15 protein-coding genes are annotated in these 17,679 nt (G+C 52.7%); 13 read left to right on the top strand and 2 right to left on the bottom strand.

What is annotated here, in order from left to right; translation table 11 throughout:
- The first annotated feature begins 118 nt into the window (after positions 1 to 118).
- The 4 genes from JNUCC32_RS18675 to pepT all read left to right on the top strand — a co-directional run bounded on the left by JNUCC32_RS18675 (position 119) and on the right by pepT (position 3,840).
- A complete protein-coding gene (locus JNUCC32_RS18675) occupies positions 119 to 880 on the top strand; it encodes a methionine ABC transporter ATP-binding protein (protein WP_096775265.1) in 762 nt (253 codons plus the stop codon).
- Positions 873 to 1,571, top strand: coding sequence for a methionine ABC transporter permease (locus tag JNUCC32_RS18670; protein WP_015733860.1), 699 nt, complete (start codon positions 873 to 875; stop codon positions 1,569 to 1,571). The genes JNUCC32_RS18675 and JNUCC32_RS18670 overlap by 8 nt, the downstream gene beginning before the upstream one ends.
- A gap of 54 nt (positions 1,572 to 1,625) precedes the next feature.
- Positions 1,626 to 2,462: a MetQ/NlpA family ABC transporter substrate-binding protein gene (locus JNUCC32_RS18665; RefSeq protein WP_192569427.1), complete on the top strand. Its 837-nt coding sequence runs from the start codon at positions 1,626 to 1,628 to the stop codon at positions 2,460 to 2,462.
- Positions 2,463 to 2,607: 145 nt separating this feature from the next.
- Entirely contained in the window at positions 2,608 to 3,840 is a 1,233-nt protein-coding gene (gene pepT, locus JNUCC32_RS18660; RefSeq protein ID WP_192569426.1) for a peptidase T, read from the top strand.
- A 72-nt stretch (positions 3,841 to 3,912) separates the two neighbouring features.
- Here the strand turns inward: pepT and JNUCC32_RS18655 are convergent, their stop codons facing one another.
- Positions 3,913 to 4,797 carry a helix-turn-helix transcriptional regulator gene (locus JNUCC32_RS18655; protein ID WP_192569425.1) on the bottom strand — a complete coding sequence of 295 codons (885 nt, stop codon included), beginning with the start codon at positions 4,795 to 4,797 and terminating at the stop codon, positions 3,913 to 3,915.
- 191 nt (positions 4,798 to 4,988) lie between these two features.
- Between JNUCC32_RS18655 and JNUCC32_RS18650 the strand changes: the two genes are divergently transcribed.
- Positions 4,989 to 6,287 carry an alpha-glucosidase/alpha-galactosidase gene (locus tag JNUCC32_RS18650; protein WP_192569424.1) on the top strand — a complete coding sequence of 433 codons (1,299 nt, stop codon included), beginning with the start codon at positions 4,989 to 4,991 and terminating at the stop codon, positions 6,285 to 6,287.
- 171 nt (positions 6,288 to 6,458) lie between these two features.
- On the top strand, positions 6,459 to 6,803 hold the full coding sequence (locus JNUCC32_RS18645) for a hypothetical protein (RefSeq protein ID WP_192569423.1): 345 nt from the start codon (positions 6,459 to 6,461) through the stop codon (positions 6,801 to 6,803).
- A 67-nt stretch (positions 6,804 to 6,870) separates the two neighbouring features.
- Here JNUCC32_RS18645 and JNUCC32_RS18640 read toward each other — a convergent pair whose 3' ends face one another.
- Positions 6,871 to 8,124 carry a sensor histidine kinase gene (locus tag JNUCC32_RS18640; RefSeq protein ID WP_228468782.1) on the bottom strand — a complete coding sequence of 418 codons (1,254 nt, stop codon included), beginning with the start codon at positions 8,122 to 8,124 and terminating at the stop codon, positions 6,871 to 6,873.
- 246 nt (positions 8,125 to 8,370) lie between these two features.
- On the opposite strand from JNUCC32_RS18640, the gene JNUCC32_RS18635 reads away from it, so the two are divergent.
- From JNUCC32_RS18635 to JNUCC32_RS18605, 7 genes are all read left to right on the top strand, one after another.
- Positions 8,371 to 10,194, top strand: coding sequence for an ABC transporter substrate-binding protein (locus JNUCC32_RS18635; RefSeq protein ID WP_145038723.1), 1,824 nt, complete (start codon positions 8,371 to 8,373; stop codon positions 10,192 to 10,194).
- Between the two features lie 103 nt (positions 10,195 to 10,297).
- Positions 10,298 to 11,308, top strand: a complete 1,011-nt coding sequence (locus tag JNUCC32_RS18630; protein ID WP_085981266.1) for an ABC transporter permease — start codon at positions 10,298 to 10,300, stop codon at positions 11,306 to 11,308.
- A gap of 1 nt (position 11,309) precedes the next feature.
- A complete protein-coding gene (locus JNUCC32_RS18625; protein ID WP_009591588.1) occupies positions 11,310 to 12,146 on the top strand; it encodes an ABC transporter permease in 837 nt (278 codons plus the stop codon).
- 7 nt (positions 12,147 to 12,153) lie between these two features.
- Entirely contained in the window at positions 12,154 to 13,164 is a 1,011-nt protein-coding gene (locus JNUCC32_RS18620; protein WP_015733868.1) for an ABC transporter ATP-binding protein, read from the top strand.
- The gene (locus JNUCC32_RS18615) at positions 13,151 to 13,951 is read left to right on the top strand and encodes an ABC transporter ATP-binding protein (protein ID WP_009591620.1); all 801 of its coding nucleotides are present in this window, start codon (positions 13,151 to 13,153) and stop codon (positions 13,949 to 13,951) included. Before JNUCC32_RS18620 ends, JNUCC32_RS18615 begins: the two co-directional genes overlap by 14 nt.
- A gap of 407 nt (positions 13,952 to 14,358) precedes the next feature.
- Positions 14,359 to 16,791: a sensor histidine kinase gene (locus tag JNUCC32_RS18610; protein ID WP_192569422.1), complete on the top strand. Its 2,433-nt coding sequence runs from the start codon at positions 14,359 to 14,361 to the stop codon at positions 16,789 to 16,791.
- 57 nt (positions 16,792 to 16,848) lie between these two features.
- Positions 16,849 to 17,517: a response regulator transcription factor gene (locus JNUCC32_RS18605; RefSeq protein ID WP_192569421.1), complete on the top strand. Its 669-nt coding sequence runs from the start codon at positions 16,849 to 16,851 to the stop codon at positions 17,515 to 17,517.
- The last annotated feature ends 162 nt before the right edge of the window (positions 17,518 to 17,679 follow it).

Raw genomic sequence — 17,679 nt, 5'->3', positions numbered from 1 at the left:
GGGGTGTCACATTTTGTCTAAAATTATGGTATGATTCAATTGTTGTTGCAGCATCATGTGCTCGCAGGCGGTATCGCCACGCGGGCTTTCTTCATGTGGCAAGGAGGGGGATTTTAGGATGATCTCGCTGCAAGAGGTCAGTAAAAGCTATGGCAACGGCGCGGACCGTTACCTGGCAATCGATGCCGTCTCTCTCGATATTGAAGAGGGCAGCATACACGGCATCATCGGCGCCAGCGGAGCCGGTAAATCGACGCTGCTGCGCATCATGAACGTACTGGAGAGACCGGACGCCGGCATAGTCTCGGTGAATGGACGGGAGCTGACCGCCCTTGGCGGCAGGGAGCTTCGGGAGGCAAGAAGGTCCATCGGCATGATCTTTCAGCTGTTCCAACTGGTCAGCAACCGGACGGTATGGGGCAACGTGTCCCTGCCGCTTGAGCTGGCAAAGGTACCGAAGTCTGCCCGTGCGGAGCGCGTTCAGGAGGTCCTGCGCTTTGTCGGGCTGGAGGATAAAGCGAAGTCATATCCTGCTCAGCTTAGCGGCGGCCAGAAGCAGCGGGTAGCGATTGCCAGAGCTTTGGCCAATTCGCCGACCGTCTTGCTGTGCGATGAGCCGACGTCTTCCCTGGATCCGCGGACGACGGCGGATATTCTGGATGTGTTAAGACATATTAACCGGACGCTGGGGGTTACGATCGTCATCGTCTCGCACGAAATGGACGTGGTGAACGGCATTTGCGACCATGTGTCCGTGATGGAGGACGGCCGTTTGACCCGAACGTACCGTAATCGCCAACAGGATGGAGAGGTGCCTCGAGGTACCGGAACTCCAACTAACGGTGCTGAAGAAACGGGGGGACTGGGCTTCTATGAATGACATCATTCAATACGTGAACGATTATTTGGCCTATGTCCTTCAGTATCAGCATGAAATATGGCGGGCGATCGGCGAGACGTTCATTATGGTGGGCATTTCGATTGCTGCCGCTATAATACTGGGTCTTCCGGTCGGAACACTGCTATTTCTGTGCCGAAAAGGACAGCAGTATGAGAACCGGCTATTGTTCTCCATTCTGAATGCTCTGGTCAACGTTATACGGTCATTTCCGTTTCTGCTGCTTGTCGTTGCCATGATTCCGGTCACAAGGTGGATTGTCGGTACATCGCTCGGCACGGTGGCCGCTGCCGTGCCGCTATCCGTCGTAGCAGTTGCCTACTACTCCAGATTGGTTGAGCAATCCCTGCTGGAGGTGCCGAAGGAAGTGATGGAGGCCGCCTCTTCCATGGGGGCCTCCACGATCCAGATGATATTCAAGTTCCTGTATGTGGAGGCCAGGTCGGGTCTTGCGCTCGGACTGACAACCTCCACGATCAGTTTTATTTCGTACTCCACGGTCATGGGGATCGTGGGCGGGGGCGGCGTCGGGGATTTCGCGATCCGCTACGGGTACCAGCGATTCGAGGAAGAGATCATGACGTTTACGATCATCATCATGATCATTCTGGTACAATCGATCCAGTTCGGCGGGAACCTGGCTTCCAGGCTGCTGGACAAAAGAAAAGTATAATTGCGGTTTTGAACATGCTTGCACAGATTATTTTTTACCTGGAGGTAACTTAAAATGAATAAGAAATTATCGCTGCTTCTGCTGATCCTCATGCTTGCGCTTGCGGGCTGCGGACAGCAGCCAGCCAAGGACGAAGCCCCGGAGAGCGCGTCGCCCGAAGCGAAAGAAGAAGTGACACTGAAGGTCGCAACGCTCATTCCGCCGATGACTGAAGTGCTTGAGCTGGTGAAGCCGATGCTGAAGGAAGAGGGCATCAATCTGGACATCCGGATTCTGTCCGATAATGTGCAGCCGAACAATGCGCTTGCCCATAAAGAGGTGGATGCGAATTTCTTCCAGCATGTACCGTACATGGAAGAGTACAATGCGAACAACGGGTCGGAACTGGTTCCGGTCACGCCGATCTATAATGCCGTTTTCGGCGCGTACTCCAAAAAATACAAAACCATCGAAGAGCTTCCGGACGGCGCAACGATAGCGATTCCCAACGATCCTTCCAACATCGGCCGATCCCTGGTGATGTTTGAGAAGAACGGTCTGATCAAGCTGAAGGAAGGCGTCGGCATCCAAGCGACGCAGGCCGACATCGTCGAGAACCCGCATCAATACAAGTTCACCGAGGTGGATCTGCTGATGCTGGCCCGCACCCTCGACGACGTCGATATGGTGGCCATGACGCCTGCCTATGCCAAACCGTTGGGGCTGACGCCTAAGAAGGACGCCTTGGTAACCGAGGGCAACGACTCTGATTTCACCATTACGCTGGTGGCCCGCAAGGATAACGTGGATTCCGAGCCGATTCAAAAGCTCGCCCAGGCGATGACCAGCCCCGAAGTGAAGAAATTCTTCGAGGAGAACTATTCCGAGATCGCGCTGCCGGCTTTTGAATAAATCAACGTTTCATTTTGGCCATAGCCTGACCGTTCCCCTGGTTTTCGGGGAGCGGTTATTTTTTTGAGCGCTGGCAAATATGGTATACTCTTGATGGATTTGAGAGGTGCACCTTACATACCATACGTATTGGAGTTGAGAATTTATGAAAAAAGAAGTAATCGACAGACTCATTACCTATGCGCAGATGGATACGCAATCCGACGAGAACAGCCACACTTGCCCTTCTACCCCGGGGCAGCTGACGCTGGGCCGGCTGCTGGTGGACGAGCTGAAGGGCATCGGCATGCAGGAGGTCACCATGGATGAGAACGGCTATGTGATGGCCACGCTTCCGGCTAACACGGATAAACCCGTCCCGACCATCGGCTTTTTGGCACATATCGATACGGCGACCGATTTTACGGGTGCCGGCGTCAAACCGCGGATCGTTGAACAATATGACGGACAAGACATCTTTTTGAATCAAGCGCAGAACGTGATCCTCTCCCCGCGCGATTTTCCGGAGCTGAGCGGTTACAAAGGACATACGCTTGTGACAACGGACGGCACAACGCTGCTGGGCGCCGACGATAAAGCGGGCATTGCAGAGATCATGACGGCGATGAATTACCTGATCCAGCATCCGGAGCTGAAGCACGGCAAAATCCGCGTGGCCTTCACGCCCGACGAAGAGATCGGTCGAGGACCGCATAAATTCGACGTGGAGGCCTTTGGCGCCAAATACGCGTATACGATGGACGGGGGGCCGCTGGGAGAGCTGCAATACGAAAGCTTTAATGCGGCGGCCGCGCTCGTGACTTGCAAAGGCAAGAATGTCCATCCCGGAACGGCCAAGGGAAAAATGGTCAACGCGGCGAAAATCGCCATGGAGCTGAACGGCATGCTCCCTGCGGAAGAAGTGCCTGAACATACCGAGGGGTATGAAGGCTTCTTTCATCTCACTTCCATCGAAGGCGATGTGGAGGTGACCGAGCTTCGTTATATTATCCGCGACCATGACCGGGAGCTGTTCGAAGGCAGGAAAGCCAAGCTGGCTTCCATCGTCGAAGAGCTTCAGGACAAGTATGGAGCCGAGCGGATCGTGCTTCAGATGAAAGACCAATATTACAATATGCGGGAGAAAATCGAGCCGGTCAAAGAAGTGGTCGACATCGCGCAGACCGCGATGGAGAAGCTGGGAATCAAGCCGATCATCGAACCGATCCGCGGGGGGACCGACGGTTCCCAACTGTCGTACATGGGCCTGCCGACACCGAACATTTTTACGGGCGGGGAAAACTATCACGGACGATATGAATACGTGTCCGCCGACAATATGGTACTGGCCGTCCAGACGATTATCGAGATTGTCCAGCTGTATGAGGCGCAGGCATAAGTTAAAAGGCAGTTGTGTTATTTATAGAAGAGCTCCCGGCATTCATGCCGGGAGCTCTTTTCATTTGCAGGATCATGTTTTATTCGAGCTTTTTTCCAGGCTGTACTTATATTCGCTGGGGGTCATGCCTGTCCATTTGCGGAACTGCTTGGAGAAATAGAGAGCGTCGTTGAAACCGACGGAGGAGGCAATTTCATGGATGGAGAAGGACGATCTCATGAGTGCTTTGGCCTTCTCGATGCGTACCTTCATGAGGTACTGCATGGGCGAAAGGCCCGTATGCTGTTTGAACATCTTGGACAGATGGGCCCGATGATAGCCGAGAGCCTTCGCCATCTGATCTATGGACAGCTGCTGGTGATATTGGGTCGAAATCCAGCGCTCCGTCTGTCTCACGCCCCGCTCAATATCCGGCACGTCATTGGAGCTCGACGGAAGAAACTCGCGGTTTAACATCGCCAGCTTATGGAGAAGCAATCGGAGCCACCCGGATGCCTGAAGATCCTCCAGCCAAGGGTGATCCGATTGGTTAAACCCGAGACGCAGATGACGGTACATCTCGGCCAGGGCGTTCAGTTCGGTTTCTTCCGTGCAGCGGATAATCGGCCTGACGGGTGTAACGCCCATATCAGCCAGCAGCAGGTTGGTGCCTTTCTCCTGCAGAGCCACCCAGTTGTAGTGCCAGGGGTTCCGGTCGTCCGCTTCATAGCTGAACAGAACGCCGGGAAGGATCACGAAGGTATCGCCTGCCCGGCAGTGATGCACCGTGCCAGCGCATTCGAACACGCCTTGGCCTGTCAGGACGGTGTGAATAAGGCAGTAATCATGGATGATGGGCCCGATTTTGTGGCGGGGTACGGGCGTGCCTTCGCCGCTGAACAGAATGTTCAGGTCATGGCCCCCGGGCGAAGGGTTCATGCCAATCGTGTAAAGGGTATGGTCCGGCAAAATGGACATCTTTTTGGCTCCTCCTTAAACGTGTGCGAAATCGATCGATGAGCGGATATGAGATAGAGTTAGATTACATAATCGCACGACAAATGTCCATATGGCACTTGTTTTGCTCCATATTCAAAAAAGGCCGATTATCTTATAGTTAGTCATGTGAAAGCGTATTAATTTATGAAGTTTAAGGAGGGCATTTATTGATGTCTAAGATTACATTCATCGGAGCAGGAAGTACCGTATTTGCTAAAAACGTCCTGGGTGATTGCATGCAGACGCCGGCTTTGCAGGGATTTGAACTTGCTTTGTTTGATATTGATCCCGTTCGTTTGAAAGACTCGGAGAACATGCTGAATAACATAAAGAAAACCAGCGACAGCACCTGTGTCGTAAAATCATACGGCGATCGCAAGGAAGCGCTTCGCGGAGCAAAATACGTCATTAACGCGATTCAGGTTGGAGGCTATGACCCGTGCACGATCACGGACTTCGAGGTTCCGAAGAAATACGGGCTAAGACAGACGATAGCGGACACCGTGGGAATCGGCGGGATATTCCGCAACCTCCGCACCATCCCGGTCATGCTGGATTTCGCGGCTGATATGCGGGAGGTTTGTCCGAACGCCTTGTTCCTCAACTATACGAATCCAATGGCAGTGCTGACCAATGCCATGAACACGCTGGGCGGCGTGCAAACCGTAGGATTGTGCCACAGCGTTCAGGCATGCATCCCGCATCTGTTCGATAATTTGGGAATAGACAAGGAAGGCGTGCAGGCCAAAATCGCCGGCATCAACCATATGGCATGGCTGCTTGAGGTAACGAAGGACGGCGTGGACCTGTATCCGGAAATCAAGAAGCGCGCGGCGGAGAAGCAGAAGGAGAAGCACCATGATATGGTCCGTCTCGAGATGATGCTGAACTTCGGTTACTACATTACCGAATCGTCCGAGCATAACGCCGAATATCATCCGTATTTCATCAAGCGCAACTATCCGGAGCTGATCGAACGCTTTAACATCCCGCTGGATGAATACCCGCGGCGCTGCGTGAACCAAATCGAGGGTTGGAAGGCGATGCGCGAGGATTTGGTCAACAACCAGGATCTGAAGCACAACCGTTCCCATGAATATGCCTCCTACATTTTGGAAGCAATCGAGACCAATAAACCGTTCAAAATCGGCGGCAATGTGATGAATACGGGACTGATCACGAACCTTCCGAAGGAAGCCTGCGTCGAGGTTCCGTGTCTGGTCGATGCCAGCGGCGTGACGCCGACCTATGTTGGCGATCTGCCTCCGCAGTGTGCCGCGCTGAACCGCACCAATATCAACACCCAGCTGCTGACGCTGGAAGCCGCGGCAACCGGCAAGAAGGAGCATATCTATCATGCGGCGATGCTGGATCCGCATACGGCAGCCGAATTGTCCATGGATGACATCAAGAGCCTGTGCGACGACTTGATCGAAGCGCACGGAGACTGGCTTCCTAAATACCAGTAAGGAAGAATGGATGAACGAAAGTAACGCAAGGAGCAGGGGATCCTCCCCGCTCCTTGCTTTTTTTTGAAGCGCAATGGATGGGCCGATGTTACACTAAACCTAATGATGACTCGTTTTGCCTGTCACTCTATGTTAATGAAAACTGCTTATGCAGGTATATGGGGGCGCGGTATGAAGCTGAGGCTATTTATGTGCCTGCTGTTCCTGTTTACGGCGGGATGTGCCCGTGATGTAACGGTGTTCGAGTCCGCGGTTTATTCGCTGGAAGACGACAGGATTGCCGTGGACTGCTCCGACGAAGTGAATCGTAACCGGAAGAATCACACGGATGAGGGGTACCACTGTGAGGTGCTGGTCACCGAATCGACTTCCCTGAAGGCAAGTGGAGGAGGAGCTATCACGCTGGATGAGCTAAAGGAAGGCGATCTTATCCGCATCACGTTAAAAAAGCCGTTGAACATAAGCAAAAACAACAGAAGTTTTGAGGCCAAAGAAATTATGCTGCAAGCCCAATAAAAGAGAGACGCTCTTTCGCTGCGAAAGACGTCTCTCTTTTTCGTTAACGGACCTCGTGCGTCATCCCTTACGGGTTCAGTTTCGCGCGCGGGAGCGTGATGAGAAACACGGTTCCCGATCTTGGCGAGCTTCGAACCGAGACGCTTCCGTTCATGGCGCGGATGGCTTGATAGGAGAAGGTAAGCCCAAGCCCGGTCCCGCTCATTTTGGTGGAATAGTAGATCGAACCGAGACGGCTTAGCTGCTCGGGGGTCATGCCGATCCCGTTGTCCTTGATTTCCACGGCCACCTGGTCCGTTTCTTCATAGACGGTAATGTTGACCATGCCGTTGTCGACGTCTTTGCACGCCTCGATCGCATTCTTAATAAAGTTGACCAGCAGCTGCTTGAGCTCTGCGGGACTCCCCGAAATGTAGAGATTCGACTGGGGAGAGTCCGTGCTGAGGGTGACGTTGCTCATATTGGCATATGAAGTCATAAGCTCAACGACGGACTTGATTTGGGCGGTAAGCTCGATTCGCTGCTGAAACGGCAAGTGAGGCTTGCTGATCGAGAGGTATTCGGACAAGATCTGTTCGGTTCGGCGAATTTCCTCCATGCTGATTTCTAGGAATCGTTCGGTCTTTTCCGGAGGGAACGTGCCGCTTTTGATCAATTGCAGAAACCCCAGCACGGTGGTCAGCGGATTGCGGACCTCATGGGCAAGGGAGGCGGCGACATGATTCACGGCTTCGGCTTTTTCATTCTGGATATACCGCAGATAAAGCTCCTTGTCGGATACGGACTTGTTAAACAGGGTCACGAGAAGCCATATCCCGAGCGAGTTATGAACCGGCATGGCTAAAATATTAAAAACAAAGTAATTCATGATGTAGTCGGGCTTGGTTATATAGAGCACCAGGAGCGGAAGGACCGAGAAGCTGATGCCGGCTATAAAAATGATCCATAATTTGTGTTTGCTTCGGTGATACAGGAATGACAGCAGAACGGACAGCGGGAACGTAAAGATCAAGATTATAATGGCGTCGATCGTGCCGGATCCGCCAATGTACAATCTGTAGATTAGAAATTCCACGAGCAGAATTGCCCCTGTCAGGAACCCTCCGAACAGCATGCCGAAGAACATAATGACATACCGTACGTCAAAGATCAGACCGCTTTGGACAGACGAAGCAAAGGTCATGGACAGCAGCATGCACAGCGAACAAATGACAATGATGAAATTACGGGAATAGTTGACAGTCAGTTTTCTGTAATAGATGTTGTATGCAACAAAAGGCATCAATGCAAACAACAGCTGCAGCAAAACATCTTTGATCACAGGCAGTAGGCCCACCCCTTTGAAGAGTATCGGATCGTCCGCTAGATTACCATGTCCATTCAAGTTCGACGTCAAATGGAAAAATCCTTGAGGCTTGAATAAAAATGACAAAAAAAATAATTCGTACTCAGATTGAACCGAGGTACATATAAATCCATCAAGAAAGCGCTTGCAGACAACCGATGTTCGACTCGGATACTCAGCACTTAAGTGAGAACACATTTCCATGAATGGGAGGGTTCACAAGTGAAGCTGAAAACCGTTCTGAGACCCATGTTCATTCTATTGTTGGCCGCGTCTTTTTTTGTCGCGGGGTGCCAAAGCGTAACGCCGCCGCCGACAGCATCAGAAACACCGCCGCCTAATGAAGAAGTTAAGACGCCCGGAGGAAGCGAAGAACCGGCACCGCAGGGCGATGCGAAAGCAACGCCGAGAAACGAAACGCTTTACGTGAACGGCTTGCAATGGGGAGCGCCCACGAATTTCAACCTGCTTAGCGGAAACCCGGCGTTTCCGATCAACTACGGAAATTCGAGGGAACTGGTGTATGAAACGTTGTTTATGGTCAACCAGCTCACAGGCGAGTTAGAGCCGCTGCTTGGGACCAAGTACGAATGGACCGACGATCTCAACTTGCGGATCGAGCTGAACCAGGATGCCAAATGGAGCGACGGCAAGCCGTTCACCTCCGACGATGTCGTCTATACCTACCAGCTTGGCAAAAAGTATGACATCAACTGGAGCAGCTTCTGGACGTACATCGAGGACGTAACGGCAGACGGACCGCAAACGGTGAACATCACACTCAACAAAGACAATCCGAACAAGTTGACGGTGCTCGACAGCATTGAGATCATGCCGATGCTGCCTAAACATGTCTGGGAAGAGGTTGAGAAGAAGGCCAACAACGACCTTGCCACCATTCGGAAGGAAGTCAACGAGGACCCGATCGGAACGGGGCCTTATAAAATGTATTTTTACAATGACCAGAAAATCACGATTATACGGGACGATAACTACTGGGGCCAGGCGCTCTTCGGCAAGCTGCCGGCTCCAAAGTACATCACCCATGTCATCTATAAAGATAATGCCGCGGGCGATCTGGCGTTCAAGAGCGGCCAGGTCGACGTATCGCAGCAGTTTATTCCGCAGGTATGGAAAATGTGGGAAGGCGGGGCTCCGGTCAAAACCTATATCAAAGAGGCGCCTTATTATGTGCCGGGCTCCATGCCGTCGATTTTCTTCAACATGACAAAGGAAGGGCTCGACAATGCGGATGTCCGCAGAGCGATTGCCATGGCAATTGACTACGGCAAAATCTCGGAGCTGGCCATCAGCGGCTACTCCGCCCCGATGGAGCCGTCATTGACGCTCAATACGGAGGCCGAAGCGAAATATGTGGACCAGGCGGCCATCAAACCGCTCCAGTGGACAACGGACGTGGAGGCGGCCAATGCGCTGCTCGATTCCATCGGTGCCGCGAAAGGGAAAGACGGCATCCGCGTTCTGAACGGTACCCGACTCGGTCCGTTTGAGATTGAATGTCCGTACGGCTGGTCGGATTGGAATGCGGCGCTTGAGATCGTCGCCCAGAACGCGAAAGCGATCGGCATCGAGATTCGGACCAAATTCCCGGAAGCGCCGGTATGGACCAATGATCTTCAGACCGGCAAGTTCGACATTATCATGAACACGCCTGCGGGCGGAGTCAGCCCGAGCCAGCCGTGGAACCGCGCCATGACCATCATGTACTCCAAAGGCGTTGCGCCAATGGGCGAAATGGCATTCTACAACTGGGGCCGATACAAGAACGATCAGGCGGATGCCATCATCGAGAAGATTCCTACCATTTCGGACGAAGCCGAATTGAAAGCGCTCTACACCGAATTGACCCAAATCTGGTTGAAGGATATTCCGTCGATTCCGCTCATGTATCGTCCATGGGTATTCGATACGGTTAATGAATCGGTCTGGAAGGGCTTCCCGACCGAAGGGGACGGCAGCAACATCCCTCCTCAAATTTCGATGGATGGGGCCGGCATCAAGTCGCTGTATCAGATTCATAACTGAGGATATAACTCAATGAACGAAGACCTGTATTGGTGGATTAGCACCCCTGATATAGGTCTCTTTTCCACCAAATTCGAAGGTGCGATTCATGGGGGTGAGCTGCTTGAGTGTTTACGGAAAATATATCGTCAAGAAGTTCTTCTGGTATTTTCTGACGCTGGTAATCGCCGTTACGCTGAACTTTCTGTTGCCCCGGATGATTGAGGGGAATCCGGTCAGCATGATCGTGTCCGAGATGACGCAGGGGATGACCGACAGCGATACGATCAAGCGGGTCTATGAGACTTTTCTCGTGGAGTTCGGCATCGACAAGCCTTTATGGGAACAATTCTTCATCTATCTGAAAAATTTGGCGACCGGCAACCTGGGCACTTCGTTCGGGCTGTATCCGAAACCGGTCACGGAGATTTTGGCCTCGGCAGTGCCGTGGACGATCGGTCTCCAGCTTCCGGCCATCCTGGTTGGCTGGATCATCGGCAACGTGCTGGGCGCCGTTGCGGCATACCGCAAGGGCGTGTTCGATAAAGTGATTTTTCCGGTGGCTTTATTCGTGAATTCCATTCCGTTCTTCACGCTGGCCATCATCATGCTGTACGTGTTCGCGCTGTCCCTGAACTGGTTTCCGCTGCATGGCGGCTACGACTATCAGATGGTGCCGACGCTCAGCTTTGAATTCTTCGCTTCGGTGCTTCGGCATCACACGCTTCCTTTCCTGTCGATCGTGCTGGTGACCATCGGGGGTCAAGCCATCGGCATGCGCGAGATGTCCATCTATGAGCTCAATTCGGATTATGTGCTGTACAGCAAGCTGCTCGGGATACGGGATTCCAAGATCGCGAAATATGTATTCCGGAATGCCATGCTGCCCCAGATAACGGGACTGGCGTTATCCATCGGCACGATGGTAGGCGGCTCTCTGATTTGCGAGATCGTGTTCAGTTATCCGGGGATCGGAACCTGGATGTTCACGGCGATCCGTCAGCTCGATTATCCGTTAATTTCTGGCTGCACCCTCTTGATCGCCTTGGCTGTGCTGCTGGCCAACTTTACGATCGACTTAATCTACGGCTGGATCGATCCGAGAATCAAGGCCGCTCAGATGGAGGATCAATAATATGAACAGTTCCTTTCGCATATTGATCAAATCGCCAAAGTTTATGTTCGGAGCCTGCATGCTGCTGGCCATGATCGGCATGGTGCTGATCTACCCGCTCTTTAACCGCAATGACCCGCTGGAAATGATCGCGCTGGCATATCAACCGCCGGACTCGAAGCTGCTGCTCGGGTCGGATAACTTCGGCAGGGATTTATTTCTTGAATTGATCTACGGCATTCGGACCTCCCTGCAGGTAGGGCTGATTGCCGGCGTATTTGCTACCGTCATCGGCCTTGTGATCGGTTTAGCCTCAGGTTATATCGGAGGCATGATCGATAATCTGCTGACCGCGATCACCAACATTTTCATCGTGATTCCTTCCTTTGTCATCCTGATTTTGATCTCGGTGAGCATCGATTCGCGCAGCTCGTTTGTCACGGCGGTCATCATCGGCATCACCAGCTGGCCCTGGACGGCCAGGGCCGTAAGGGCGCAAACCTCCTCATTGCGAAACCGGGATCACGTGAACATCGCCAAAATTTCCGGGTACAGCACGCCGCGCATCATTGTCTCGGAGATTTTGCCGTACATCGCCTCCTATGTCGTGATGGCTTTCGTGCTGCAGACGGCATCGGGCATTCTCTCCGAGGCTTCCATCTCGATGCTGGGACTCGGCCCTTACAACACGATTTCCCTCGGCATCATCATGAATTGGGCGCTCGTCTTCGAAGCGCCGGTTGCCGGGGCCTGGTGGGCCTTTATCCCGGCGGCGATTTCCATCGCCATCATCACCTTCTCCTTGTACATGATGAACACCGGCATGGATGAAATATTCAATCCGAAGATTAGGAGCTGATGGGGCCTTGAGCACAAATATACTGGAAGTTAACGAATTGAAAACCTTTTACCGTACCCGGCTGAAGGAGCATGTATATGCCGTAGACGGCGTGAGCTTCTCGCTCGAGAAGGGGAAGACGCTTGGCATTGCCGGCGAATCCGGCTGCGGCAAATCGACCCTTGCCCTCAGCCTGATGGGATTCTATTTTCCCCCGCTGCATTTCGGCAGCGGCTCGATTGTCATCAACGGCACGGACATTATGAAGCTCGGCAAGGAACAGCTTCGTTCCCGGGTGTCGGGAAGAGAGATATCGTATATTCCGCAAGCGGCCATGAATGCCCTGAATCCAACGCTCAAAATCATTCGATTCATCGAGGATATCATGAAGGAGCACCGCCCCGAGCTGAACAAGAAGCAGGTGTGGGATATGGCGGCGGAGCGGTTCGAGACCTTGAATTTGTCGACCAAGGTGCTGAACTCCTATCCGAACGAGCTGTCGGGGGGCATGAAGCAGAGAACGGTCATCGCGATTTCCACCATTCTGAATCCGAAAGTGCTGATTGCGGACGAACCGACCTCGGCTCTGGACGTAACCTCGCAGAAAGCGGTTATCAAGCTGCTGAAGAGCCTGCTGGACCGCGGCTTTATCCAATCCCTTGTCTTCATCACGCACGAGCTGCCGCTGCTCTATCATGTAACGGATGACATCATCGTCATGTACGCGGGGGAAATCGTGGAGCGGGGAACCGCGGAGCAAATGATATTTGACCCTATCCATCCTTATACGAAAAAGCTGATGGGCTCCATCATCGTGCCCGAGGAGGGCATGAAGGGCCATAAGCTTGCCGCCATTCCGGGGACCCCGCCCAATCTGAAGAACGTGCCGGAGGGCTGCCGGTTCGCCGACCGCTGCTCCTATGTGCAGGATGCCTGCCGGAAGGGCAAGATAACGAGCCGGACCGTGGGGGATCGAATCTATCGGTGCATCGTGGAGCCTGATGTGCTTAAGGAGTGGTATGCGAATGAAGGGGAATGACGTACTGATTCGGGGAGAGCATCTCACGAAGGTGTTCGGTTACGGGAAGCAGAAGACAACCGCCGTGGAGGATGTCAGCTTTACCTTTCATGAAGGCGAAATCATATCGATTGTCGGCGAGAGCGGAAGCGGCAAAACGACGCTGGCAAAAATGATCATGGGCTTGCTGAAAGAGAGCAGCGGGACGATTGAATATATGGGCAAACCGAGACGGCTGAAGCGGCATGGAGACCGCAAGCGCTATTGGAAGAACATTCAGGCGATTTTCCAGGACCCGTTCTCTTCGTTCAACCTGTTCTACAAAGTGGAGAAGCTGCTGCTCGACTGCATTAAGCTGCAGGGAGATAAACTGACGAAGGAGGAGCAATTCCGCAAGATGAAGGAAGCGTGTTCCTTCGTCAATCTAAAATTCGAAGAGCTGCACAATAAATATCCGTTCGAATTGTCCGGCGGGCAGATGCAGCGCCTGATGATCGCCCGGATTTTCATGCTTCATCCGAAGCTGCTTATTGCGGATGAACCGACCTCCATGGTCGATGCGTGCTCGCGGTCCACGATCCTTGACATGCTCTTGAAGCTGCGGGATGAGAATAACATGACGATTATTTTTATAACCCATGACGTAGGGCTAGCTTATTATGTAAGCGATACGCTGTATATTATGGAACAGGGGAAAGTCGTGGAGCGCGGACCGGCGGAAGAGGTTATCCTGAACCCGCAGCATCCGTATACGCAGCAGCTGATATCGGATGTGCCCAAGATCCATTCCGAGTGGGATCTGGCATAAGGCCGTTAGCTATGGAACGCTTATGGAAAGCTCGAAGCGAGAAACCGCTTCGAGCTTTTATTTTTGGCAAGAGACAAGGAACGGGAGTATCTCCACAGGCGTACCCTCCTGGACACGCAATAAAACTCCCTTTGATACGTAGTCTGTCATCTTGGCATGTACGTCGATCGACCATTTTCACATAGGGCATGCACTTCATAGGACCGCTGGCGCTTCGTGTATTTTCGCAGATATGACACTCAGAAACGTGACATAAAATTTCTTAGTCCCTGATCTTCGCATTTGTGAAGGATCTGCCGATAAATGATATGGCTGCCATTGGGTTCGTCCCGCAGCCTGCATTCGGCATAACGCAAAGCCCCTGTCGTGGCTTGCGTGTATGCTTCATAAGGAGACTATCAAACATCATGCACAGCTACTTCTTGGGGGCAACCGTTTTGGTGTTGGCCGCCATGACGATTCTTTTCTTGATTATCTTATACAGATGTGGTTATCAGCGGAAGTTAAGCCATCGGGCCTTGGACATGGCCGAGAGCAGGTTCCGCATGCTTGACGATATGCTGCTTACGCTGGATGTCGGGATTTGGTCATACGATGTCGGCACCAGGACCATACGAAATACATCCTTGGCTTTTCATAAAATCACGGGTTATTCGCATCGCGATTTCTCGGACGGGCTCTCCTGGGAAACGATGATTCATCCCGAGGATATGGCGCTGTTCCGAACCTTGGTTGACAAGCTCCGGCAAGGCGAGGCGGTCCATACCGAATACCGCATCCTCCACGCGGAGGGCGACGTACGCTGGGTTCAGGTGAAAATGATTCCGACGATGAATGAGACCGGGCAAATCGTCCGTACCGATGGCATTGCCATTGACATCACCACCCGATTCCGCATGGAAGAGGCGCTGTATGATATGGCGGAATGCAAGAAGATGGAGCAGGCGCTCAAGGAAAGCATGAACCGGTATCGCCGCCTCGTGGAATTATCGCCTATTGCCATCGCGGTGTGCAAAGAACGCAAGCTGATGTACGTGAATCCCGCCGGACTTCGGATCCTTGGAGCCGCTGGACCCGACAAGATCCTGGGCACCGATCCTTGGGACTGGGTGTTTGATCCCTATGAGGAGTGGGCACGCAAACGGCTTACGCAGCTGATTCGCAGCAGGCGGGTCGTTCCCGAGGAGTTATCCATAAAGCGGGTGGACGGAGAGCGGGTCGATGTCGTGGCGACGGCCCTGTATGACGAGGAATCGGACGCCATTGAAATTTTCTTCGAGGATATTACCGCCCGTAAATCAGCGGAAAGGGCTCTGATGGAGAGCGACCGTATCAACCGCCACATTCTGGATATCGCACCGGTCGCGATGTTCCTGCACTCCGATTTTTCTTACATTTATGCCAATCCCGCTGGCTTATCCTTATTGGGAATTACGGACATCGCGCAATTGGACGGCACCTCCTTCCAGGACGTGATTCCTTCCGACCAGCTCGAGTTCGTGGCGTCTGAGGTTGAACATGTGTACAAAAGCGGGACTACCTCCGAGCTCGCGGGAAATAAGCTGGTCCGGCTGGATGGAATGATCATCGATATCGAGGCCATCACGACGCCGATCCCTTATATAGGCGATAATACGGCGCTTACCATTATTCGGGATGTAACGGAACAGAAGCAGGCCGAACGCGAGCGGATTGCGGCAGAGCGGCTTGTCCGGGAGAGCGAGGACCGGTATTTCAGGCTTCAGATGAGCCTGGATCAATTCTCCTCGGATCTGTTCGGGATGGTGAAGATCAGCGAATTGAACGCCCGGATCGTGCAGGAGATCAGGAAAGTGCTGGGAACGGACCGGGTGAGCCTGATCCGGATCAACCACCACAGCCTGCATATCAAGATTCAAGGCGGCAGCAAAGAGCTGCCGCAAAGGGTGCTTCACGCGATCCATAAATGCGGCCCCGAGCATATTCCGCTTTGCAAGCTGTTTGAGACGTGCGACGGATATTTCGTCAAGATCGGGGAGATGAACGGGGACAGCAGCATCGTCTGCATCGCAGGCGAGGCCCCGCTGCTCATGATTCAGGCCAAGAAAATATGGCTGGAGACGATTACCCGCTATGCAAGCGTCCTGTACGATAATTTTCGCGTGATTGAGGACTTGACGAGGGAGCTGGAGAAGCTGGGATCCTCACAGCAGATCATGCCCCTTTGGCTGCTGCGGCTGATGCTGCATCTCTCCGAGAATGAGCGGAAGCGACTGTCCCAGGATCTTCACGATGCCGCGCTCCAGGAACAGATTATTTGGTACAGGAAATTGAATCAGATTACATCCGATCTTGATCTGCCGGAACATCTGCGTCCACAGCTGGAGGAGATTGAGCAGGGGCTTTTGGATGTCATTTATCAGATCCGAATCACTTGCAATGAGCTTCGCCCACCGCTGCTGAAGGAAGAGGGGCTGGAACGTTCGCTTGAGGCATTGTTTGAATTCACCCAGCTCCGCACCAATTACTCCATACAGTTCGACTGCTCGAACTTCGTTGATGATATCAGTGACGACCATTTGATCGGGTTGTACAGGATCGTTCAGGAGCTGCTGGCGAATGCCACGAAGCATTCCAATGCGACGGAGGTAAAGCTTCGTTTGTCCACCCAGTCGGATGAGGTCAATCTGAGTTATGAAGATAACGGAGTCGGAATCGATCCCAGCCAAAAGCCGGATCAATTCAACAGTATGGGAATCGGCGGCATGAAGGAAAGGGTGAGAAGCATGAACGGCAAAATCCAGTTCGACTCATCGGATAGCGGGGGGCTGGCTGTCTATATATCGATAACGGCAAAGTAAGCATGGATGCCGGCAAAGCAGCAAACAAGATACCAGACTAAAGGAGTCATGAGGGTTATGAAGATCGATATTTTATTGGTGGATGACCATCCCTCGGTGATGGAGGGAACCAAGGTGCTGCTCGAACAGGAAAAGGATATGTTCGTCAAGCTTGCAAATACGCCGGAGCGCGCGCTGGAGCTGGTCAAAGCGGAGCGCTTTGACGTGATGCTGATCGATATGCATATGCCGGGTATGAACGGAATCGATTTGGCCAAGCAGATCCTCCGGATCGCCCCGAACGCGGTGATGCTGATCTATACGGGCTTTGAAGTCAGCAATCATTTTAACCTGATCATGGAGGCGGGACTGGCTGGTTTTGTCTCGAAAACGTCAGGCAAAGAGCAGCTGGTGACGGCTGTTCGATGTGCGCTGCGAGGCGAAGTGGTTCTTCCGTTGACACTTGTGAAGCAGCTCCGCCGCGTGACCGCGAGTGGCCCGGAACGGACGACGGGTGCGCCGGCAGCCCAGTCTATAACCGATAAAGAATACAGCATTCTTAAGGAGATCGCTCGAGGAAAGAGCAACAAGGAAATTGCGGGGACGGTTATTATGAGCCAGCGTTCACTGGAGTACTGCTTAACCAACCTGTTTCAAAAGTTGAATGTGAAGTCGCGCATAGAGGCTGCGCTGAAAGCGAAGCAAATGGGGATTCTGTCGGATTCCGATTTTGTTCAGATGAGCTGATAGCTCGGTCTTTTTTCTATAAGTTCAGACGATATCCAAAGCATGTTTCGACATGACTCCGATTCATTTCGCAAAGATTCGACAATAAACCGCAAGGTATCCCGCAAAATTCTTGCGTGAGCACGCAAGAGAATTTCGGTTACGAACGGTAAGCAAGTGTAT

It is taken from the genome of Paenibacillus sp. JNUCC32, from assembly GCF_014863545.1.
Lineage (GTDB): Bacteria > Bacillota > Bacilli > Paenibacillales > Paenibacillaceae > Paenibacillus_AQ > Paenibacillus_AQ lautus_A.
Note: the sequence above shows the minus strand (reverse complement) of the source record. Positions and strands in the feature narration are given on the sequence as shown.